The following is a 19,748-nucleotide window of genomic DNA, read 5'->3' as shown; positions in this document are numbered from 1 at the left end:
AAGCCCCGTGCCCCCACCCACGCCCCCCGCGAGCAGCAACCCGGCGGTGCGCACGCGCCGCCCCCGGATCGGGCTCCTCGGCGTCATGCAGCCGCTCTACGACGCCATGATCCCCGGCATCACGGAGCACCAGGCCGCCTACGCCCGACGGCTCACCGAAAGCCTCTCCGACGTGGCCGAGTGGACCCTCGCCCCACCGGTCCGCGGCCGGGAGGACGCAGAGGCGGCGATCCGTGACTTCGAGGGCCGGGACCTGGACGGGGTCCTCGTCGTCATGCTCACCTACGGCCCCTCCCTCCGTGTGACACGGGCCCTGACCGGGACCCGACTCCCCCTCGCCCTCGCCAACACCCAGCCCGACCCCGCCGTCAGCGCCTCCTGGGACATGGCCGACATGACCTACAACCAGGGGATCCACGGGGCCCAGGACACCGCCAACGCACTGGTCCGGGCCGGGGTCGACTTCGAGGTCGTCACCGGTGACTGGCACAGCCCCGACTTCGCGGAGCGGGTGGACCGCTGGGCCCGGGCCGCGCACACCGTCAGCGCACTGCGGCGGCTGCGCGTGGGCGTGTTCGGCTACCCGATGAACGGTATGGGCGACGCCCGGGTGGACGAGACCGCCCTGCTGCGCGCACTCGGCCCCGAGGTGCACGTGATCGCCCCCGGCACCCTGCACCGCACCATGGCCGACCTGCCAGAACAGGCCGTCAACGACCTCCTCTCGTGGGAGGACGAGGTGTTCGACGTCGACGTCCGTCTGTCCCGGGAGGAACGCGAGGACCACGCCCGCATGCAGCTGGGCATCGAACACCTCCTGGAGGAGTCGGGGTGCGGTGCCTACTCCACCCACTTCGACGCCATCGGTGAGGACGGCCGCTTCGCCCGCCTCCCCATGGCGGCCGCCTCCACCCTCATGGCCCAGGGCTACGGGTTCGCCGGGGAGGGCGACGTCCTGGCGGCCGCCATCGTCCACGCCGGGCACCGGCTGGCGGGGGACGGCCACTTCACCGAGATGTACGCGATGGACTTCCCCAGCGACTCCATCCTGATGAGCCACATGGGCGAGGGGAACTGGCGGCTGGCCCGCGAGGACGAGCCCACCCGGATGATCAAACGGCCGCTGGGCATCGGGGGCCTGGCCGATCCGCCGACCATCCTGTTCCGGTACCGGCCCGGGCCCGCCACCCTGGCCTCCCTGGTCTCGTTGGGCGGCGAGCGCTTCCGCCTGGTAGTGGCCGAGGGCGAGGTGCTGGACTCCCCCGAACTACCCGCCCTGGAGATGCCCTACGGACAGTTCCGCCCCGCGTCGGGTGTCCGGGGATGCATGGACGCCTGGCTGCGCGCGGGCGGCACCCACCACATGGTCATGAACGCCGGTCGGATCGCCCAGGACTGGAAGGTCCTGTGCGAGCTGGCCGGGATCGAGTACGTCCAGGTCTGAGACGGCCCGGGCCCCGCAGCGGACCGGCGCCCCCGCGCCGGCCCTCCCCCTCACGACACTCCCCAGGAAAGCAGGACCGATGTCACGACCACCACTCCTACCCCTCGCCGCGACCCTCGTCGGCGCGACCCTGGCCCTGACCGCCTGCGACGGGGTCGGTGACGCCGCCCGCCCCCAGGGTGAGAACGGGGTCATCGGCATCGCCATGCCCACCCAGTCGTCCGAACGCTGGGTCAACGACGGCGCCAACATGGTCGCCGAGTTCGAGGAGCGCGGCTACGGCACCGACCTCCAGTACGCCGAGGACGTCGTCCAGGACCAGATCTCCCAGATCGAGAACATGATCACGCGCGGAGTGGACCTCCTGGTCATCGCGTCCATCGACGGTGAGGCCCTGGGCGACGTGATCGACACGGCCGCCGACAACGACATCCCGGTGATCGCCTACGACCGGCTCATCATGGGCAGCGAGAACGTGGACTACTACGCCACCTTCGACAACTTCGAGGTAGGTGTGCTCCAGGGCCAGTACATCGTCGACTCGCTGGACCTGGAGAACGAGGACGGTCCGTTCGACATCGAACTGTTCGGCGGCTCCCCCGACGACAACAACGCCTACTTCTTCAACGACGGCGCCATGTCGGTGCTCCAGCCGCACATCGACGACGGCACCCTGGAGGTGCGCAGCGGGCAGACCTCCATGGAGCAGATCGCCACGCCGCGCTGGGACGGCGCCGTCGCCCAGTCGCGGATGGACAACCTGCTCAGCGCCAACTACTCCGAGGAGGAGGTGGACGCGGTCCTGTCACCCTTCGACGGCATCAGCCTCGGGGTGATCGAGTCCCTGCGGGCGGTGGGCTACGGCTCCGACTCCCGCCCCCTGCCGATCGTCACCGGCCAGGACGCCGACCTGTCCTCGGTGCGGTCCATCATCGCCGGGGAGCAGACCCAGACCGTCTTCAAGGACACGCGCGCGCTGGCCACCCAGACCGTCGACATGTCCGAGGCGATCCTGGCGGGCGACGAGGTGCCGGTCAACGACACCGACACCTACGACAACGGCGTCAGGGTCGTCCCCTCGTTCCTGCTGGAGCCGGTCTCGGTGGACCTGGACAACTACCACGAGGTGCTGGTCGAGAGCGGCTACTACGAGGAGACCGACCTCGAATGAGTGCCCCGAACCCCGCGTCTCCGCTGCTGCGCATGCGGGACATCCGTAAGGAGTTCCCCGGCGTACGGGCCCTGGACGGAGTCGCGCTGGACGTGGCCCACGGAAGCATCCACGCCCTCATGGGCGAGAACGGTGCGGGCAAGTCCACTCTGATGAAGGTGCTCAGCGGCGTGCACCCGGCCGGTTCCTTCACCGGGCTGGTGGAGGTGGACGGCGAACCCCGCGCCTTCTCCGACGTCGCCGCCAGCGAGCGGGCCGGGATCGCCATCATCCACCAGGAACTCGCCCTCGTCCCCCAGCTGTCCCTCAGCGAGAACGTGCTCCTGGGCCACGAGGAGACCCGGTACGGCGTCATCGACTGGGGCGCCACCCACGCCCGGGCGCGCGAACTGCTGCTGCGGGTCGGGCTGGACGAGAACCCCGCCACCGCCGTCTCCGCGCTGAGCATCGGTGCCCAGCAGATGGTGGAGATCGCCAAGGCGCTGGCCAAGGACGTCCGGCTGCTCATCCTCGACGAGCCGACCTCGGCGCTCAACGAGGCCGAGAGCGACCGCCTGCTGGACCTGCTCCTGGACCTGCGTGAGCAGGGGGTGGCGTGCGTCCTCATCTCGCACAAGCTCGGTGAGGTGATGCGGGTGAGCGACGAGGTCACCATCCTGCGCGACGGCCGCACGGTGGAGACCCTCGCCGTGGAACGCGACGACCGGGGCGGGGCCTCGATCGACGAGGACCGCGTCATCCGGGGGATGGTCGGCCGGGACCTGGACCAGCGCTACCCCGACCCCGACGGGGAGATCGGCCCGGTCCGCTTCGAGGTGCGCGACTGGACCGTGGACCACCCCACCCAGGCGGGTCGGCGCATGGTCGAGGGCGTGGACCTGACCCTGCGCCGGGGCGAGGTCGTGGGCCTGGCCGGACTCATGGGGGCGGGGCGCACCGAGTTCGCGATGAGCCTGTTCGGGCGCTCCTACGGCCGCTACGTCCGGGGCGGCCTGTTCCGCGACGGCGCCGAGCTGCGGGTGAACGACGTGGCCGCCGCCATCGCCGCGGGCGTCGCCTACGTGCCGGAGGACCGCAAGTCGCTGGGCCTGGTCCTGGACGACGACATCCGCCACAACACCACCCTGGCCGCCCTGGACCGGGTCTCCACCCGAGGCGTCCTCGACCCGGGCCTGGAGACGGTGGAGGCCAGGCGCATGAGCGAGCGCATGCGGGTGCGCAGCCACGGGATCGACCAGACCGTGCGCACGCTCAGCGGCGGGAACCAGCAGAAGGTCGTGCTGGGCAAGTGGATGTTCACCCGGCCCGAGCTGCTGATCCTGGACGAACCCACCCGCGGCATCGACGTGGGCGCGAAGTACGAGATCTACCTGATCGTGCGCCGACTGGCGGCCGAGGGGGCCTGCGTCCTCCTCATCTCCTCCGAGCTGCCGGAGATCCTCGGCATGAGCGACCGCGTCTACGCCATGTGCGAGGGGCGCGTCACCGGCCAGGTCGCGGCGGCCGACGCCGACCAGGAAACCCTGATGAGACTCATGACCCGAACCGGGGACCCGACGTGAAACTCCCGACCCGATCCCTGCTGCGGGGCAACACCCGCCAGTACGGCATGGCCATCGCCCTGGTGGCCGTCATCATCCTCTTCCAGGTCCTCACCGGGGGCCTGCTGCTCACCCCGCTGAACATCACCAACCTGATCATGCAGAACTCCTACATCCTGATCCTCGCGATCGGGATGATGCTGGTGATCATCACCGGCCACATCGACCTCTCCGTGGGTTCGGTGGTGGCCTTCACCGGCGCGATGTCCGCGATCATGCTCACCTCCTGGGGGCTGCCGACCCCCGTGGTGGTCCCGATCGCGCTGCTGCTGGGAGCGGCCATCGGCGCCTGGCAGGGCTTCTGGGTCGCCTACGTGGGCGTGCCCGCGTTCATCGTGACCCTGGCCGGGATGCTGATCTTCCGGGGCGCCACCCTCGCGGCGCTGGGCGGGGAGTCCATCGCCCCGCTCCCGCAGTCGCTGCGGGTCATCGCCAGCGGATTCCTGCCCGGACAGTCGGACGGGCTCCACCTGCCCACCCTGGCCCTCGGAGCGGCCGGAGCGGCGGCCATCGTGTGGGTCCAGTGGCGTTCGCGGGCCCGCTCCCGCGCCCGCGACCTGCCGGTGCCTCCCACGGCGGTGACGGCCGCGAGCTCCGTGGTGGTGTCCGCCGCCATCGTCGCGTTCACCTACGCGCTGGCCGGGCACAACGGTCTGCCGCTCGTCGGTGTGCTGCTCATCGCGCTCATCGGCGGCTACGCGTTCGTGATGCGCTCCACCACCATGGGACGGCGCGTGTACGCCGTGGGCGGCAGCGAGCGGGCCGCCGCGCTGTCGGGGATCCGCACCAGGAGGGTCACGTTCTGGGTGTTCGTGAACATGGGAGTGCTCTCGGCGCTGGCCGGGCTCATCTTCACCGCCCGGCTGAACGCCGCCACCCCCGGCGCGGGCACCATGTTCGAGCTGGACGCCATCGCGGCGGCCTTCATCGGCGGCGCCTCGGCGTCCGGCGGGGTGGGCAGTGTGATCGGAGCGGTCATCGGCGCCCTGTTCATGGGCGTGCTCAACAACGGCATGTCGCTGATCGGCCTCGGTGTGGACTGGCAGCAGTTCATCAAGGGCCTGGTCCTGCTGCTGGCGGTGGCCTTCGACATCTACAACAAGAAGCGGGTGGGCGGTTCCGCGCCGATCCTTCCGGGGCTGACTAGGCGCTCTCCCGCTCGACGAGAGTCGGGGTGACGATGCGGCGCTCGGCCCGCTGCTCGCCGGAGATCCCGGAGAGCAGCAGGCTGAGCGCCTCGGCGGCCACCGTGTCGAAGTCGGGGCGCACGGTGGTCAGGGGCGGGATGAAGTAGCCCGCCTCGGGGACGTCGTCGAACCCGACCACGCTGACGTCCCCGGGAACGGAGCGGCCGCGTTCCGACATGGCGCGCAGGATTCCGAGGGCCAGGTGGTCGTTGGCGGCGAAGACCGCCGTGACCTCGGGCATGCGGGCGAGCATCAGTCCCGCGCGGTAGCCCGAGGCGGCGCTCCAGTCGGCGGGGCTGACCGGGGGGACCTCGACGCCCGCCTCCTCCAGGGTCTGCCGCCAGCCCCGTTGGCGTCCGGCGGCGTCGAACCAGTCCTCGGGACCGGAGACGTGCCAGACCGTCTCGTGCCCCGCGTCCAACAGGTGCCGCGTGGCCAGTCGGGCCCCGGCCTCCTGGTCGACGGTGACCAGGGCGGCCCCGGCGCGCTCGGGATCGCCGTCGACCGTCACCAGGGGCACGTCGGTCGGGACCTCCGTCAGGGCCGCGTCGGCGGCGGCGGTGGGGGCTATCACCACGATTCCCGCGGCCCGCTGCTCACGGTGGTGTTCCACGGCCGCGGTGATGGAGCCCCGGTCCAGGACCCGGACCCGGCGCACGCTCACCACGAAGCCCTGGGCAGCGGCGGCCAGTTCGAAGGCGGCCAGCAACGAGGACGGGCCGAAGAGCGTGGAGTTCTGCGCCACGACACCGATGAGCTGTGACCTGCCGGTCGCCAGTGTGCGGGCCGCGCGGTTGGGGCGGTACCCGAGCTGTTCGATGGCGGCGCGCACCCGCAGCCTGGTCTGTTCGCGCACGTTGGGGTGCCCGTTGAGCACGCGGGAGACGGTCTGGTGGGACACCCCCGCGAGCCGGGCGACGTCCGTCATCGCGGGGTCGCGGTTGGTCCGGGTGGAGGAGGAGGTGTGGTCCACCCATGACTCCTTGGCTGCTGCTATCGGGGGCTGAGTTGGCGCTAACATATCCCACTCACCCCAAAGGTTCAATGTTCCGGGGCCCTGCGAGGACCCTCCAGCACTCAACTTGTTAGCGCTCACGGAACACCGCGGTGCGCTCCGGCGAGGCGCTCGGGCCGGATCTGGGGCCGGGGATCGCTGGGACCCGGGCAGGGTGGTCACCTGAACGGTGCCGCGATCGGCGCTCCGGGCAGAGCACAAAGAGCACCGGGACCGGTTCGTCGCGGGGCTCGCCGGGCACCATTCCCTCAAGGTGACCGAGTACGTACGACCGGTTCCCGCCCCTGACCCGTGGAAGCCACGAGTAGCCCAGCCCCCGCAGCCCCCAGCCCCGACCGCCGATCGGTCGGTGTCCGCCACGTCCAGGAGGAGGCCCTACGTGGCCCGACCCAGCAAGTACGTCTCCCGGTCCGACCTGGGATGGGGGACGTCCCCAGCCGCGTCCGCCGATCCCCGGTCCGGTCTGGTCGTCCACTACGACAGCAGCAACCAGAACCTCGCCAACCAGGACCACTCCGCCTGTCTCACCTACTGGCGCAACACCCGCGCGTTCCACACCGGCCCCTCGCGTGGCTGGGTGGACATCGGCTACAGCTGGCTGGCCTGTGCCCACGGCTACGTCGTCGACGGGCGCGGTCCCCGCCGCGAGCAGGCCGCGCAGCCCGGTGGGAACCGGACGCACTACAGCGTGACCCTGGCGACCGGCCCCACCGACACCATCACGGACGCCCAGATCAACGCGGTCCGCGAGCTGCGCCGGTGGCTCACGGACGACTACTCCAACGCGGGCACCGTGCTCGGACACCGCGACTTCATCGCCACCTCGTGCCCCGGCGACCGGGCGTACTCCATGGTGCGCGACGGCACGTTCACCCAGGCCCCCGGGCCCATCACAGGAGGAGAAGGCTCGTTGCTCGGACTCAAGGAAGGCGACGGCCTGCTGCCGGGCGCCCCGGTCGAGGGCGTCAAGGCCGTTCAGCGACTGATCGTGGCCGCCGGATTCGGTACCACCCTCGACCCGGACGGCGTCGACGGCCGATGGGGCCCGGCCACCTCGGAGGGCCTCCTCCAGGCACGGAGGTACGTCGGCTCGGGCGTCAGCTCGATCAAGAGCATGACCGGCGAGTCCTACGCACAACTGATCCGGGCGTGTGCCCGCCGGGAAGCCGAGCGCGCGGTCAGTGGGTCGGGCGCCCCGGTCGACGGCGACGACGGGAGCTGATCCCCTCCCCGGAAGTGTCGTGACCATGCCCGAAGCACCGGGGTTCAGGCTCCAATGACGACCCGGGACCCCGATCCCGGGGCCTGCGCCCCTGCCCGCAGGGTTCACCTGTCTCTGGCTCCGCCGCCTGACGTTCCCGTGAACGTGTTCGTCGGCCCATCCCCGCGTGCGCGGGGCTCACAGCGCGCGTCGAGGCCGGAGCGCCCCCGTAGATCGGTCCATCCCCGCGTGCGCGGGGCTCACCGCCGCCCCCGACGACCGCCCAGACCGCCCTCGGTCCATCCCCGCGTGCGCGGGGCTCACTCCGGGTGGTGGTCGGCGACGTAGTCCGTGAACGGTCCATCCCCGCGTGCGCGGGGCTCACCGTGGCGTGCGGGGCGTTGTTGCGCAGGGTCGCGGTCCATCCCCGCGTGCGCGGGGCTCACTCGGGGCGTCATGCTGGACCCACACGGAAGGACGGTCCATCCCCGCGTGCGCGGGGCTCACGGCCGCCTCCGCTGAGATCGCGGACCGGGTCGCGGTCCATCCCCGCGTGCGCAGGGCTCACGCTTGACGACCTGCGACAACACGGGCCGTTATCTCCGCTTGACCTTCGTGGCCGCACTTCGTCCTCATGATGGCAGACGCCGGGATCCCGGCCTCCCCGGACCTCAACTCCTCTGCGGCAGACTCCGGCTGCGGCCACGGAACTCCGCGACGACCTCGTCACCCCGGCGGACGGTGACGTCGTACACGCCGCTGCGCCCGAACCGGACCCTCTCCTCGGCGGTCGCCACCAGCAGGTCCCCCTCCTTGGTGGGGGCCACGAAGGTCACGTCCGCGCCGGAGGCCACGGTGACGTCGCCGCCGTCCAGGTTGCACGCGCAGGCGAAGGCCGTGTCAGCGAGCGCGAACACGAACCCGCCGTGGGTGATGTCGTAGCCGTTGAGCATCAGGGGCCCCACGACCATCTCCACCACGGCGAACCCGTCGCGGGCCTCGACCAGGCGCATCCCGAGCCCCTTGGAGGCGCGGTCGGCCTCGAACATCCGCCACGCGGTCTCGTTGCGCCCCTCGGACGCGGTGCCGCTCACGAGTCGAAGTCCACGGTCAGGGTGTCGGTCTGCGGCAGGGACTGGCAGGCCAGCGCGTACCCGGCCTCGACCTCGGCGGGGGTGAGCGCGTAGTTGCGGCGCATCCTCACCTCACCGTCACAGACCCTGACCCGGCAGGTCCCGCACACGCCGCCCTTGCAGGCGAACGGCAGGTCCGGGCGGTAGCGCTGCGCGGAGTCCAGCACCGGCACGCCCTGGGGCAGGGTGAGCGTGGTGGTCCGTCCGTCTAGGACGACGGTGACCTCGCTGGCCGGTCCCTCGACCTCGGGGTCCTCGTGGCGGGCCTGGGGCGGGGGTTCGGCCCCTTCCACGAAGAACAGCTCCTGGTGGACGCGCTCGCCCTCGACTCCGTGGCGGGCCAGCACCTCCTGGGCGTCGGTGACCATGCCGTAGGGACCGCACAGCCACCAGTGGTCGACCGCGTCGGCCGCGATGATGGTGGACAGCAGCGCCTCCAGCTTCGCGCCGTCGAGGCGGCCGGTGAACAGCTCCGACTCGCGGGGTTCGCGGGAGAGCACGTGGACCAGCTCGAAGCGCGGCCCGAACGAGTCCTTGAGGTCGGCGATCTCGTCGGCGAACATCACCGTGTCACTGCGGCGGTTGCCGTACAGGAGGGTGACGTGGGAACCGGTCCGGCGCAGCAGCGACGCGGCCATGGACAGGACCGGGGTGATCCCCGAACCGGCGGCCACGAGCACGTGGCGGGCGGTCTGGGTGAGGTCGGGGCTGAACCTCCCGGTGGGAACGCCCACCTCGATCTCCTGGCCCGGCTCCACCTCGCGGACCAGCCAGTTGGAGAAGAGCCCTCCGGAGACCAGGCGCACACCCACGCGGGGTGCCTCTCCCACGGGGGCGCAGATGGAGTAGCTGCGCCTCTCCTCCACGCCGTCGACCTCGCGGCGCAGGGTCAACGACTGGCCCGGCGCGAAGGCGAACTCCTCGACGAGGTGGTCGGGGACGTCGAAGGTGACCGCGACGGCGTCGTCGCACAGGCGCTCGACGTCGGCCACGCGCAGCCGGTGGAACGCGGCGCGACCGCGAAGCGGCGCCCCGGCGGTGGTGACGGGTGTGGACACGGTCAGATCTCCTTGACGTGCTCGAACGGTTCGAGGCAGGACCGGCAGCGGTGCAACGACCTGCAGGAGGTCGCGCCGAACCGGGACAGTTCCTCGGTGTCGGCCGCGCCGCACAGCGGGCAGCGCGGGACGGTGCGGGTGGGCATCAGGGTGAGCGGGACCGGTCCCGCCCCCCTGCGGGGCGCCTCTCCGGGAGGCGAGATGCCGTGCTCGGTGAGTTTGCGCCTGCCCTCGTCGGTGATCCAGTCGGTGGTCCAGGCCGGGGAGAGCGCGGTGCGCACCTCCACCCGGTCGAACCCTGCGGCGCGGACGGCGCGGTCCACGTCGACCCGCATCTCCGTCAGAGCGGGGCACCCGGAGTAGGTGGGGGTGATCCACACGGCGGCGGTGCCGTCCTCCTGCACGGCGACCTCACGGAGGATGCCCAGGTCCGCGAGGGTGAGCATGGGAAGTTCGGGGTCGGTGACCGAGGCGGCCGCCTCCCACAGGCGCTCGCGGGTGGCTACCATGTCGCCTCCGGGTGCTCCCGGGCCACGCGCTGGAGCTCCTCCAGCAGCGGGGCGAGGTGTGCGGAGTGCTCTCCGTCGCGTCCGGCCACCGTCTGGCCGGGGAAGGGCTCGGGGGCGGGCAGCGTCGCGGCGGTCAGCACCCGGGTGACGACCTCGTGGACCTCGTCGCGGACGGAGGCCGGGTCGACGCCCACGCCCTGGGCGGCCAGCGCCGCTTCGAGGGGGTGGGTGGCGAACAGCTCACCGGTGAGCGGCCACACGTCCGCCACGGCGGTGCGCAGGCGTTCGTGGGAGTACGGGGTGCCGTCGCCCAGGCGCAGGGTCCACGCGACGGCGTACTCGCGGTGGTACGCCAGCTCGTTGACGCCCTTGGCGGCGATCGCGGCCAGCACCGGGTCGGCGCTGTCGGCGAGCCGGGTGAACACGGCCAGCCGCCAGGAGGAGAGCACGAGGAGGGTGGCGACGGCCCGGGCGAAGTCGCCGCGCGGGGCCTCGGTGAGGTGCACGTTGCGGAACTGCTCGGGGTCCCGGTGGTAGGCGAAGGCGTCCTCGTCGCGGCCGGAACCGTCGGCCTGACCGGCGCGGGCCAGCAGGAGGCGGGCCTGGCCGAGCAGATCGAGGGCGATGTTGGCCAGCGCGACCTCCTCCTCCAGTTCGGGGGCGTCGGTCACCCACTGGACCAGGCGCTGCGACTGGACGAGGGCGTCGTCGCCGAGCATCTGGCAGTAGACCGCCAGGTCCGCACCGTCGACCCCGGCGGGCAGGGTGGTGTCCACGCCCGCGAGCGCCTCGGTGAAGCCGGTGCCGAAGGCCCAGCGGGCGTCGCCGTCGTGCTCCTCGGTGAGTCCGGTGAAAATGTTCTCGCCACTCATGCCTGTTCCTTGAAGAATCGTGCCGACCGTCGTCCCCGTCGCCTAGATGTGCGGGACGTCCTCGGGGATGGGGTAGAAGGTCGGGTGGCGGTAGACCTTGTCGCCGCTGGGCTCGAAGTAGGGGTCCTTCTCGTCCGGGCTGGAGGCCGTGACGTCCTCCGCGAGCACCACCCAGATGCTCACGCCCTCGTTGCGGCGGGTGTAGAGGTTGCGGGCGTTGTGCAGCGCCATGGTCGCGTCGGGGGCGTGCAGCGATCCCACGTGCACGTGGTTGAGGCCGCGCTTGCCCCGGACGAAGACCTCGTAGAGGGGCCACTCGGGACGGGCCGGGGTGGCGTCGTCGTTCCTGCTCATACCGTGGCCTCCTGCTGCTTCCTGGCGTAGGCGGTGGCGGCCTCGCGGACCCACGCGCCCTTCTCGTGCGCGGCGCGCCTGCGGGAGACGCGTTCGGCGTTCTTGGGGCCGTCGCCCTTGATGACCTGCTTGAGCTCGTCCCAGTCGGGGGTACCGAAGTCGTGGTGGCCGCGTTCGGCGTTCCAGGCCAGGTCGGGGTCGGGCAGGGTGACGCCGAGCCTCTCGGCCTGCGGGACGGTCATGTCGACGAACCGCTGGCGCAGGTCGTCGTTGGTGTCGATCTTGATGCCCCAGGTCATGGACTGCCGGGTGTTGGGCGACTCGGCGTCGGGCGGGCCGAACATCATCAGGGACGGCCACCACCAGCGGTCGACGGCGTCCTGGACCATCCGGCGCTGGCCCTCGGTGCCCTCCATCATGCGCATGAGGAGTTCGTAGCCCTGCCGCTGGTGGAAGGACTCCTCCTTGCAGATGCGCACCATGGCGCGGGCGTAGGGGCCGAAGGACGTGCGGCAGAGCGGGACCTGGTTGCAGATGGCGGCGCCGTCCACCAGCCAGCCGATGACGCCGACGTCGGCGTAGCTCAGCGAGGGGTAGTTGAAGATCGAGGAGTACTTCTGGCGGCCCTCGATGAGCCGCTCGGTGAGGTCGTCGCGGTCCACGCCGAGGGTCTCGGCGGCCGCGTACAGGTAGAGGCCGTGCCCGGCCTCGTCCTGGACCTTGGCCAGGAGGATCGCCTTGCGGCGCAGGCTGGGTGCGGAGGCGATCCAGTCGCCCTCCGGCTGCATGCCGATGATCTCGGAGTGCGCGTGCTGGGAGACCTGGCGGACGAGGGTCCTGCGGTAGGCCTCGGGCATCCAGTCGCGCGGCTCGACGCGTTGGTTGGCGGCGATCCGGGCGTCGAACTCCGCCTGAAGAGCCTCGTCGGCGCCGGGGGGCGCTTCCTGGGCCGTGGTCGGCATTGATCCCTCCCCATTCATAACCGAACGTTCGGTCAGTAATTAGTATCCCCGGACGCGGGGGCCCGACGCAAGTCCCCGGACCCCCGCGATCAGCCGAAGGGCGAGCGTGCCCGCTACTGCCCGGTGAAGGTGGGCTTCTGTTTGTTCAGGAAGGACGAGACCGCACCGACGTGGTCGGCTGTCACCCCGAGCTGGTTCTGGAGGTCGGCCTCCTCCTCCAGCAGCTCGGGCAGGTCACTCTGACCGTCGGCGGCCGAACGCACCTCGCGCTTGGCCGCGACGAACGCCGCCGTGGGCCCCGAGGCCAGTCCCGCGGCGACCTCACGGGCGCGCGCCTCCCAGTCCTCGTCGGCCACGACCTCGGTGACCAGGCCCAGCTCCAGGGCGCGCTCAGCACCGAACACCGTGCCCAGCAGTATCAGCTCCATCGCGCGCGCCTGGCCCAGCGACCGCACCAGCCGATACGCCAGGCCGGAGTCCGAGGCCAGGCCGATCCCGGTGAACGCGGTGCCGAACTTGGCCCGTCCGGCCGCCACGCGCACGTCCCCGGCGAGGGCGAACCCGAGGCCGGCGCCCACGCAGGCACCGCCGATCCCGACCACCACCGGCACCTGGACGCTCTCCAGGGCCAGCACGATCCTGTTGTAGTGCTCGCGCACCGTGGTCAGCGCCTGCCCCGGGGTCTCCTCCAGGATCCGCGCGTGCTCCGCCAGGTCCTGGCCCAGGCAGAACGCCCGGTCCGACCCCAGGAACAGCACCGCGCGGGCAGTGGTGGACTCCGCCGCCCGGGTCACCGCCTCCAGCAGTTCCTCCTTGGCCCTCCGGGTCAGCCCCGGACGGTTCAGCCTGACGGTGGCGACCCCGTCGACCTCGACGAACTCCGCGGCCCTGTCCTCGCTCACGCCTTGTCTCCCTTGTCCCAGAGGTGGAATCCCTCGCCGCTCTTGCGGCCGAGTCTGCCCTCGGCGACCTTACGGCGCAGGAGCTCCGGGGGCGAGAACCGGTCCCCCAGTTCGCTCGCCAGGTGCTCCGCGATGGCCAGGCGCACGTCGAGTCCGACCAGGTCGGTGAGCTTGAGCGGACCCATGGGGTGGCGGTAGCCCAGTTCCATGGCGGTGTCGATGTCGGCGGGCGAGGCCACACCCTCCTCGACCATGCGGATGGCCTCCAGACCCAGCATCACGCCGAGGCGGCTCGTGGCGAACCCGGGAGAGTCCCGGACCACGATCTCCGTCTTCCCGAGGGCACCGACCCAGCCGCGCACCGCCTCCAGGACGTCGGGGTCGGTCTCGGGCGCGGTCACGATCTCCACCAGCTTGGAGGCGGGGACGGGGTTGAAGAAGTGCGTGCCCAGGAACCGGCCGGGACGCTTCAGCGCGGCGGCCAGGTCGGTGACCGACAGCGAGCTGGTGTTGGAGGCCAGGACGGTGTCCTCGCCGACGGCGGCCTCCGCCGCGGTGAGCACCGCGATCTTCAGCGCCGGCTTCTCCGGGACGGCCTCGACGACCAGTCCGGTCCCGTCCGGGAGTTCCGAGGCGTCGGTGACCAGACCCAGGCGGGCCAGGTAGGCGGCGGGCTCGCCGTCGATCCTGCCCCGGTCGCGAGCCCGGTCCAGCCCGGCGGCGACCCGCCCGAGCCCGGCCTGGGCGGCCTCGGCGGTGGCCTCCAGCAGGACCACGTTCGCCCCGGCCGTGAGGAACTGCTGGACGATCCCGGCCCCCATGGTGCCGCCGCCGATGACGGCGACGGTGTCGGGGACGCCCTGCGGGGTGATCTCGCTCAACGCTTCTTCCTCTCCAGGAAACGGGTCATGCGGTCGTGCTTGTCTGCGCTCTCGAACAACACCGCCTGTGTGAGGTCGTCGGCCAGGGGGTGCACACCTTCGGCGTCCAGCACGAGCTTGGTCATCCGCAGCGCCGTGGCCGAGGAGGCGGCCATCCGGTCGATCACGGCGTGCGCGCGCTCGCGCAGCTCCTCGGAGGGCACGATCTCGGCGACCAGACCGTGGCGCAGCGCGGCCTCGGCGTCGAGGCGGAACCCGCCCAGCAGCACCTGCTTGGCCACCGACGCGCCCACGAGCTCCTTGAGACGCCAGCAGGCGCCCGCCCCCGCGATGATGCCCAGACCCGGCTCGGGCTGGGCGAACACGGCGGTGGGGGTCGCGACGCGGATGTCGCAGGCGTAGGAGAGTTCGGCGCCGCCGCCCAGGGCGAACCCGTCGACGGCCGCCACGGTGGGGGCCGGGAGCCGGTGCAGGCGCTCGAACAGGCGGCTGTTGATCCCCGCCAGGGCCTCCTCGCGGCCGCGTTCGCGCAGTTCGGAGATGTCGGCCCCGCCGGCGAACACGGTGCCGTGACCGGTCAGGAGCAGGGGTCGGGGGTCGGCCTCGATCCGGGCGCACACCTCGTGCAGCTCCGCGATCATCCGCCCGTTGATGGCGTTGCGGGCCTCGGGGCGGTGCAGCTCGACCACCACGCGGTCCTCGCGCCAGTCGACGCGCAGGGTCTCGAAGTCCATGGTCGGGCCGTCCTCGTTCGGGGTCGTGGCGTCGGCCCGTTCGGAGCCGGACGGGTCGGGGGCGGAGGTCACGGGCGCTCCACCAGCAGTGCGGTGCCCTGTCCCACGCCCACGCACAGGGTGGCCAGGCCGCGCCCGACGTCCTCGCGCTCCATGCGGTTCATCAGGGTGACCACCAGACGGGCACCGGAGGAGCCCAACGGGTGGCCCAGAGCGATCGCCCCGCCGTCCGCGTTCACCCGGGACTCGTCCAGGCCGAGCTGGCGCACGACACCGAGCGACTGGGCGGCGAAGGCCTCGTTGAGTTCGACCGCGCCGACCTCGTCGAGCGACCATCCGGCCCGGTCCAGGACCTTGCGGGTGGCCGGCACCGGACCGAGCCCCATGACCTGCGGATCCACCCCGGCAGAGGCGGAGGCGACGACGCGGGCGCGCGGGGTCAGGCCGTACCGGCGCACGGCGTCGGCACTGGCCAGGACGAGTGCGGAGGCGCCGTCCGCGAGCGAGGAGGAGTTGCCCGCGGTGACGATCCCGCCCTTGCGGAAGACCGGTCGGAGCGTGGCCAGGCTCTCCATGGTGGAGCCCGGGCGCGGCCCCTCGTCCTCGGTGACCTCGTGGGTGCGTCCCTTGCGGTCGTGGACCGTGACGGGGACGATCTCGTTCCGGAACCGGCCCGCCTCGGTGGCGGCCACGGCCCGCTGGTGGCTGCGCAGGGCGAAGGCGTCGCTCTCCTCGCGGGTGATCCCCTCCAGGGTGGCGACCTCCTCGGCGGTCTCCCCCATCGACAGCGTGTAGCGCAGTTCGTCGGGGGCGGCGTCCGGGGACACCTCGGCGTCGGCGGCGGCGAAGCGCGGATTGGTGAAGCGCCAGCCCAGGGACGTGTCCGCGACCTCGCCCGGTTTCGCCCACGGGGTGCCGGGCTTGGCCATCACCCAGGGGGCGCGGGTCATGGACTCCACGCCTCCGGCGACCACGAGGTCGGCCTCGCCCGCCCTGATCGCCTGCGCGGCCGAGGCGACGGCGGTGAGCCCGCTGGCGCACAGCCGGTTGACCGTGTAGCCGGGGACCGTGGAGGGCAGCCCGGCCAGCAGGGCCGCCATCCGGGCGACGTTGCGGTTGTCCTCACCGGCCTGGTTGGCCGCGCCGAGGATGACCTCGTCCACGTCCTCTCCGGGGACCCCGGCGCGTCGGACCGCCTCGGCCACCACCCGGGCGGCGAGGTCGTCGGGGCGGACGGCCGCGAGGGCGCCCCCGTACCGCCCCTGGGGGGTGCGCACCCCGTCGACCACGTAGACGTCGCTCACGAACGGCCTCCCTTGTCGATGGCGGTGGCCTGTGCCACCGTCCTGTGTGAAGTCTTCAACACGTCTCCTTGACACGGCCACGCGGAGACTGAGTAAATGCATTAGTAACCGAACGTTCGGTCAGTAAGCAAGTCGGCTCCTCCACGGACCGGCGAAGACCCACCTCAGCGCGGTTGGACCGCCGGAAAGTGCGCCGCGGCATCGCACGGCGGCGCCGCTCCGTGTCCGGGGACGACGCGTCCGTCCCCGGTCCGGCGGAAACCCCGTGCACAGTACCCGGAGAGGCCCATGGCAAGCCAGGACACCACCACGCATTCGGCCGGTACCGCCCTCCGGAGGCGCCTCGGACGGGCCCCCGAGCCCGGTTCCCTGGACGCGGCCGAGCGCATGAGTGTCGACGAGCTGCGCTCCCTCCAGTTCGAGCGCCTGCGCTGGACCCTGGAACACGCCTACACGAACGTGCCCCTGTACCGGCGCAGGTTCGACGAGGCCGGGGTGCGCCCCGAGGACCTCAGGTCACTGGAGGACATCGCCCTCTTCCCGCACACCACCAAGGCCGATCTGCGCGACAACTACCCGTTCGGGATGTTCGCGGTCCCCCAGGACCAGGTCAGCCGCATCCACGCCTCCAGCGGCACCACCGGAAAGCCCACCGTGGTCGGCTACACGCGCGAGGACATCGACATCTGGGCCACCGTGGTGGCGCGCTCGATCCGCGCCTCCGGCGGGCGCCCCGGGCACAAGGTGCACGTCTCCTACGGCTACGGCCTGTTCACCGGCGGCCTCGGCGCCCACTACGGCGCGGAGAAGCTGGGCTGCACCGTCATCCCCGCCTCCGGAGGCCAGACCGCCAAGCAGGTCCAGCTCATCCAGGACTTCCGGCCCGAGATCATCATGGTCACCCCGAGCTACATGCTGACCCTGCTGGACGAGTTCGAGCGGCAGGGCATCGACCCGCGCACGACCTCGCTCAAGGTGGGGATCTTCGGCGCGGAACCGTGGACCGAGCGGATGCGCCTGGAGATCGAGGAGCGCTTCGACATCAACGCCGTGGACATCTACGGCCTCTCCGAGGTGATGGGCCCGGGTGTGGCCAACGAGTGCGTGGAGTCCAAGGACGGCCTGCACGTGTGGGAGGACCACTTCCTCCCCGAGGTGCTGGACCCCGTCACCCAGGACGTGCTCCCGGACGGGGAGAACGGTGAGCTCGTCTTCACCTCGCTGACCAAGCAGGCCATGCCGGTCATCCGCTACCGCACCCGCGACCTCACGACCCTGCGACCGGGCACCGCCCGTCCGATGCGCCGCATGGACAAGATCACCGGCCGCAGCGACGACATGATCATCCTGCGCGGGGTCAACGTCTTCCCGACACAGATCGAGGAGATCGTCCTGGGCCTGGACGGTCTCGCCCCGCACTTCCAGCTGGTGCTCACCAAGGAGGGCCGCCTGGACCGCATGTCCGTGCGCGTGGAGGCGGCCCCGGACTGCACCACCGACCGCCGCACCGTCCTGAGCAGGGAGATCACCGGGATGATCAAGGACCGCGTGGGTGTGAGCGTCACCGTGGACGTGGTCGACCCCGAGCAGATCGAGCGTTCGGTGGGCAAGTTCCGCCGCATCGTCGACCAGCGCCCGAAGGAGTAGGCCTCCCCCGCACCGGCCCCGCGACCCCCACGGTCGCGGGGCCCCGGCACGTCCGCGACGCGCGCCGCCCGACTACGAGGTGGCGGCGGAGCGGTAGTCCCGGGGGCTGGTGCCCAGCAGGCGCGCGAAGGCCGCCGAGAACGCCGCCGGGCTGTCGTAACCCAGATCCGAGGCGACCCGCGCGACCGCCTCACCCCGCGCCAACGGGGGCAGGGACCGCAGGACGCAGGCCCGCTGCCGCCACCGCGCGAACCCCATCCCGGTCTCCGCCAGGAACAGGCGGTTCACCGTGCGCTCACTCACGTGCAGGCGTCGCGCCCATCGGGCGAGCGGATCGTGAACACGCGGCTCCTCCAGGAACTCCTCGCACAGGGCGCGCAGCTCCTCGTGGCGCGGCAGGGGCAGGTCCAGCGGCAGGGGCACCAGCCCCCGGAGTTCGTGGAGGAGGAGTTCCACCAGGGCCGCGTCCCGGCCGTGGCGATCGTGGAGGGGGTCGATGTCCACCGCCGCCAACAGCAGCTCGCGCAGCAGCGCGGACACCTCCACCACCTGGCACCGGGCGGGGAACCACGGCACGACGGCCGGTTCCACGTACAGGCTGCGGGTGCTCACCCCCTCCATCGTCACCTCGTGGTCGGTTCCGGCGGGCACGAGGACCGCCCGCTGCGGCGGCACGGTCCACGCGCCGTCGTCGGTCACCACCCGCATGACCCCGGTGGCGCCGTAGAGGAACTGGGCCCGGCGGTGCCGGTGCCTGGCCAGCACGAACCCGGGCGGGTAGTCGGTGCCGATGGCCAGCACCGACCGGTCGACGTGGTCCACTTCGGAGACGGGGACGTTGCGCACGGACACCGACGCTACCCTGTCCGTTGCGCGATCGTTCCTGTCCCTTCATCGAATGCACGCCAAGCCACCGTCTCCCTACCGTGGTGCGGGTGCTCTCCTCGATCCTCGTCCTCCTGGCCCTGGGCTGCCTGACCGGCGTCACCACGGTCGTGTTCGGCTTCGGCGGCGGCTTCGTGACCGTTCCGGTCGTGTACGCCGTCACCCTGGCCCGCGCCGACCCGGGCGTGGACGCCATGGCGGTGGCCGTGGCCACCTCCACCGCGGTCATGGTCGTCAACTCCCTGGTCGCCACCTGGGCCCAGCACCGCGCCGGACGCCTGCGCCGCGCACACCTGTGGCCCCTGGCCGCCCCCATCGGGGTGGGCTCCGCCGTGGGAGCGCTGGTGGCCACGGCGGCGGGCGGCACGGTCCAGCACGCCCTGTTCGCGGTCTACCTGGCGGTGACCATCCTCGACAGTCTGCTGCGCCGGGGCTTCCTCACCCCGCCGTCGGGGACCCCAGCCCGCGTGCCGCGCCCCGGAACGACCCGGGCGGTGGGGCTGGGCATCGGCGCCGTCACCGGCTTCCTGGGGGTGGGCGGCAGCGTCATGACCGTGCCCCTGCTGCGTCGGCGCGGTCTCCCCATGGGTGAGGCCACCGCCATGGCCAACCCGCTCACCGTGCCGGTCGCACTGGCCGGGACCCTCGTCTACGCGCTGTGGGGGACCGGCGGCGCCGGTTCCGGGCAGGGACACCTGGGCTCGGTGGACCTGGTGGCCGGAGCACTGCTCCTCGCCGGTTCCCTGCCCACCATCGCCGTGGTCCGCCGCCACGTGGGGCGGATCCCCGACCGGGCGCACGCCGTGTCCTACGTGAGCCTGCTGGCGGTGGTGCTGGTCGTGTTCCTGGTGCTGTGAGCACGGGGTGACGAGGGTCCGCGCGGGGCAC

The 19,748-nt window shown here is 71.9% G+C and carries 19 protein-coding genes and 1 CRISPR repeat array; of the genes, 7 read left to right on the top strand and 12 right to left on the bottom strand.

Annotation, left to right across the window (positions count from 1 at the left end):
- The first annotated feature begins 7 nt into the window (after window positions 1-7).
- From ACRWK8_RS17175 to mmsB, 4 genes are all read left to right on the top strand, one after another.
- The gene (locus tag ACRWK8_RS17175; RefSeq protein ID WP_378736675.1) at window positions 8-1,444 is read left to right on the top strand and encodes an L-fucose/L-arabinose isomerase family protein; all 1,437 of its coding nucleotides are present in this window, start codon (window positions 8-10) and stop codon (window positions 1,442-1,444) included.
- 79 nt (window positions 1,445-1,523) lie between these two features.
- Window positions 1,524-2,615, top strand: a complete 1,092-nt coding sequence (gene chvE, locus ACRWK8_RS17170; RefSeq protein ID WP_378736677.1) for a multiple monosaccharide ABC transporter substrate-binding protein — start codon at window positions 1,524-1,526, stop codon at window positions 2,613-2,615.
- The gene (locus ACRWK8_RS17165; RefSeq protein ID WP_378736679.1) at window positions 2,612-4,177 is read left to right on the top strand and encodes an ATP-binding cassette domain-containing protein; all 1,566 of its coding nucleotides are present in this window, start codon (window positions 2,612-2,614) and stop codon (window positions 4,175-4,177) included. Before chvE ends, ACRWK8_RS17165 begins: the two co-directional genes overlap by 4 nt.
- A gap of 47 nt (window positions 4,178-4,224) precedes the next feature.
- Window positions 4,225-5,394 carry a multiple monosaccharide ABC transporter permease gene (gene mmsB / locus ACRWK8_RS17160; protein ID WP_378736949.1) on the top strand — a complete coding sequence of 390 codons (1,170 nt, stop codon included), beginning with the start codon at window positions 4,225-4,227 and terminating at the stop codon, window positions 5,392-5,394.
- On the opposite strand, the gene ACRWK8_RS17155 is transcribed toward mmsB, so the two are convergent.
- Window positions 5,360-6,376, bottom strand: a complete 1,017-nt coding sequence (locus ACRWK8_RS17155) for a LacI family DNA-binding transcriptional regulator (protein ID WP_378736681.1) — start codon at window positions 6,374-6,376, stop codon at window positions 5,360-5,362. The genes mmsB and ACRWK8_RS17155 overlap by 35 nt on opposite strands.
- Window positions 6,377-6,797: 421 nt before the next feature.
- Between ACRWK8_RS17155 and ACRWK8_RS17150 the strand changes: the two genes are divergently transcribed.
- Entirely contained in the window at window positions 6,798-7,640 is an 843-nt protein-coding gene (locus ACRWK8_RS17150; protein ID WP_431871481.1) for a peptidoglycan recognition protein family protein, read from the top strand.
- Between the two features lie 152 nt (window positions 7,641-7,792).
- Window positions 7,793-8,187: a CRISPR direct-repeat array (repeat unit 29 nt; unit sequence CGGTCCATCCCCGCGTGCGCGGGGCTCAC).
- Window positions 8,188-8,290: 103 nt separating this feature from the next.
- On the opposite strand, the gene paaI is transcribed toward ACRWK8_RS17150, so the two are convergent.
- The 10 genes from paaI to ACRWK8_RS17100 form a co-directional block, all read right to left on the bottom strand.
- On the bottom strand, window positions 8,291-8,668 hold the full coding sequence (gene paaI, locus ACRWK8_RS17145; RefSeq protein ID WP_378736951.1) for a hydroxyphenylacetyl-CoA thioesterase PaaI: 378 nt from the start codon (window positions 8,666-8,668) through the stop codon (window positions 8,291-8,293).
- Window positions 8,669-8,709: 41 nt separating this feature from the next.
- Entirely contained in the window at window positions 8,710-9,810 is a 1,101-nt protein-coding gene (gene paaE, locus ACRWK8_RS17140) for a 1,2-phenylacetyl-CoA epoxidase subunit PaaE (protein ID WP_431871479.1), read from the bottom strand.
- 2 nt (window positions 9,811-9,812) lie between these two features.
- Complete coding sequence (paaD, locus tag ACRWK8_RS17135; RefSeq protein ID WP_378736688.1) at window positions 9,813-10,319, bottom strand: 1,2-phenylacetyl-CoA epoxidase subunit PaaD; 507 nt, start codon at window positions 10,317-10,319, stop codon at window positions 9,813-9,815.
- On the bottom strand, window positions 10,313-11,191 hold the full coding sequence (gene paaC / locus ACRWK8_RS17130) for a 1,2-phenylacetyl-CoA epoxidase subunit PaaC (protein WP_378736690.1): 879 nt from the start codon (window positions 11,189-11,191) through the stop codon (window positions 10,313-10,315). Before paaC ends, paaD begins: the two co-directional genes overlap by 7 nt.
- Before the next feature lie 42 nt (window positions 11,192-11,233).
- On the bottom strand, window positions 11,234-11,545 hold the full coding sequence (paaB, locus tag ACRWK8_RS17125; protein ID WP_049568999.1) for a 1,2-phenylacetyl-CoA epoxidase subunit PaaB: 312 nt from the start codon (window positions 11,543-11,545) through the stop codon (window positions 11,234-11,236).
- Window positions 11,542-12,507, bottom strand: coding sequence for a 1,2-phenylacetyl-CoA epoxidase subunit PaaA (gene paaA, locus ACRWK8_RS17120; protein WP_431871476.1), 966 nt, complete (start codon window positions 12,505-12,507; stop codon window positions 11,542-11,544). The genes paaB and paaA overlap by 4 nt, the downstream gene beginning before the upstream one ends.
- A 113-nt stretch (window positions 12,508-12,620) precedes the next feature.
- Complete coding sequence (locus tag ACRWK8_RS17115; RefSeq protein ID WP_431871474.1) at window positions 12,621-13,409, bottom strand: enoyl-CoA hydratase/isomerase family protein; 789 nt, start codon at window positions 13,407-13,409, stop codon at window positions 12,621-12,623.
- Complete coding sequence (locus ACRWK8_RS17110) at window positions 13,406-14,290, bottom strand: 3-hydroxyacyl-CoA dehydrogenase family protein (protein WP_378736697.1); 885 nt, start codon at window positions 14,288-14,290, stop codon at window positions 13,406-13,408. Before ACRWK8_RS17110 ends, ACRWK8_RS17115 begins: the two co-directional genes overlap by 4 nt.
- Window positions 14,287-15,024, bottom strand: coding sequence for an enoyl-CoA hydratase/isomerase family protein (locus tag ACRWK8_RS17105; protein WP_378736953.1), 738 nt, complete (start codon window positions 15,022-15,024; stop codon window positions 14,287-14,289). The genes ACRWK8_RS17110 and ACRWK8_RS17105 overlap by 4 nt, the downstream gene beginning before the upstream one ends.
- A gap of 68 nt (window positions 15,025-15,092) precedes the next feature.
- Window positions 15,093-16,328, bottom strand: a complete 1,236-nt coding sequence (locus tag ACRWK8_RS17100) for a thiolase family protein (protein WP_378736699.1) — start codon at window positions 16,326-16,328, stop codon at window positions 15,093-15,095.
- Between the two features lie 288 nt (window positions 16,329-16,616).
- Between ACRWK8_RS17100 and paaK the strand changes: the two genes are divergently transcribed.
- Window positions 16,617-17,975, top strand: a complete 1,359-nt coding sequence (gene paaK / locus ACRWK8_RS17095; RefSeq protein ID WP_431871471.1) for a phenylacetate--CoA ligase PaaK — start codon at window positions 16,617-16,619, stop codon at window positions 17,973-17,975.
- A 72-nt stretch (window positions 17,976-18,047) separates the two neighbouring features.
- Here the strand turns inward: paaK and ACRWK8_RS17090 are convergent, their stop codons facing one another.
- Window positions 18,048-18,821, bottom strand: a complete 774-nt coding sequence (locus tag ACRWK8_RS17090) for an AraC family transcriptional regulator (protein ID WP_431871469.1) — start codon at window positions 18,819-18,821, stop codon at window positions 18,048-18,050.
- An 89-nt stretch (window positions 18,822-18,910) separates the two neighbouring features.
- Here ACRWK8_RS17090 and ACRWK8_RS17085 point away from each other — a divergent pair, with 89 nt between their 5' ends.
- Complete coding sequence (locus ACRWK8_RS17085) at window positions 18,911-19,717, top strand: sulfite exporter TauE/SafE family protein (protein ID WP_378736705.1); 807 nt, start codon at window positions 18,911-18,913, stop codon at window positions 19,715-19,717.
- The last annotated feature ends 31 nt before the right edge of the window (window positions 19,718-19,748 follow it).

It is taken from the genome of Nocardiopsis eucommiae (assembly GCF_965344335.1).
GTDB lineage: Bacteria > Actinomycetota > Actinomycetes > Streptosporangiales > Streptosporangiaceae > Nocardiopsis > Nocardiopsis eucommiae.
The sequence above is the reverse complement of the archived record's forward strand: the minus strand, read 5'-3'. Positions and strand labels throughout refer to the sequence as shown.

Excerpts from the sequence above, each read along its gene's own strand:
- chvE (WP_378736677.1), top strand. The coding sequence starts at position 1,524 with ATGTCACGACCACCACTCCTACCCCTCGCCGCGACCCTCGTCGGCGCG.
- ACRWK8_RS17165 (WP_378736679.1), top strand. The coding sequence starts at position 2,612 with ATGAGTGCCCCGAACCCCGCGTCTCCGCTGCTGCGCATGCGGGACATC.
- mmsB (WP_378736949.1), top strand. The coding sequence starts at position 4,225 with ATGGCCATCGCCCTGGTGGCCGTCATCATCCTCTTCCAGGTCCTCACC.
- paaI (WP_378736951.1), bottom strand. The coding sequence starts at position 8,668 with ATGTTCGAGGCCGACCGCGCCTCCAAGGGGCTCGGGATGCGCCTGGTC.
- paaD (WP_378736688.1), bottom strand. The coding sequence starts at position 10,319 with ATGGTAGCCACCCGCGAGCGCCTGTGGGAGGCGGCCGCCTCGGTCACC.
- paaC (WP_378736690.1), bottom strand. The coding sequence starts at position 11,191 with ATGAGTGGCGAGAACATTTTCACCGGACTCACCGAGGAGCACGACGGC.
- paaB (WP_049568999.1), bottom strand. The coding sequence starts at position 11,545 with ATGAGCAGGAACGACGACGCCACCCCGGCCCGTCCCGAGTGGCCCCTC.
- paaA (WP_431871476.1), bottom strand. The coding sequence starts at position 12,507 with ATGCCGACCACGGCCCAGGAAGCGCCCCCCGGCGCCGACGAGGCTCTT.
- ACRWK8_RS17105 (WP_378736953.1), bottom strand. The coding sequence starts at position 15,024 with ATGGACTTCGAGACCCTGCGCGTCGACTGGCGCGAGGACCGCGTGGTG.
- paaK (WP_431871471.1), top strand. The coding sequence starts at position 16,617 with ATGGCAAGCCAGGACACCACCACGCATTCGGCCGGTACCGCCCTCCGG.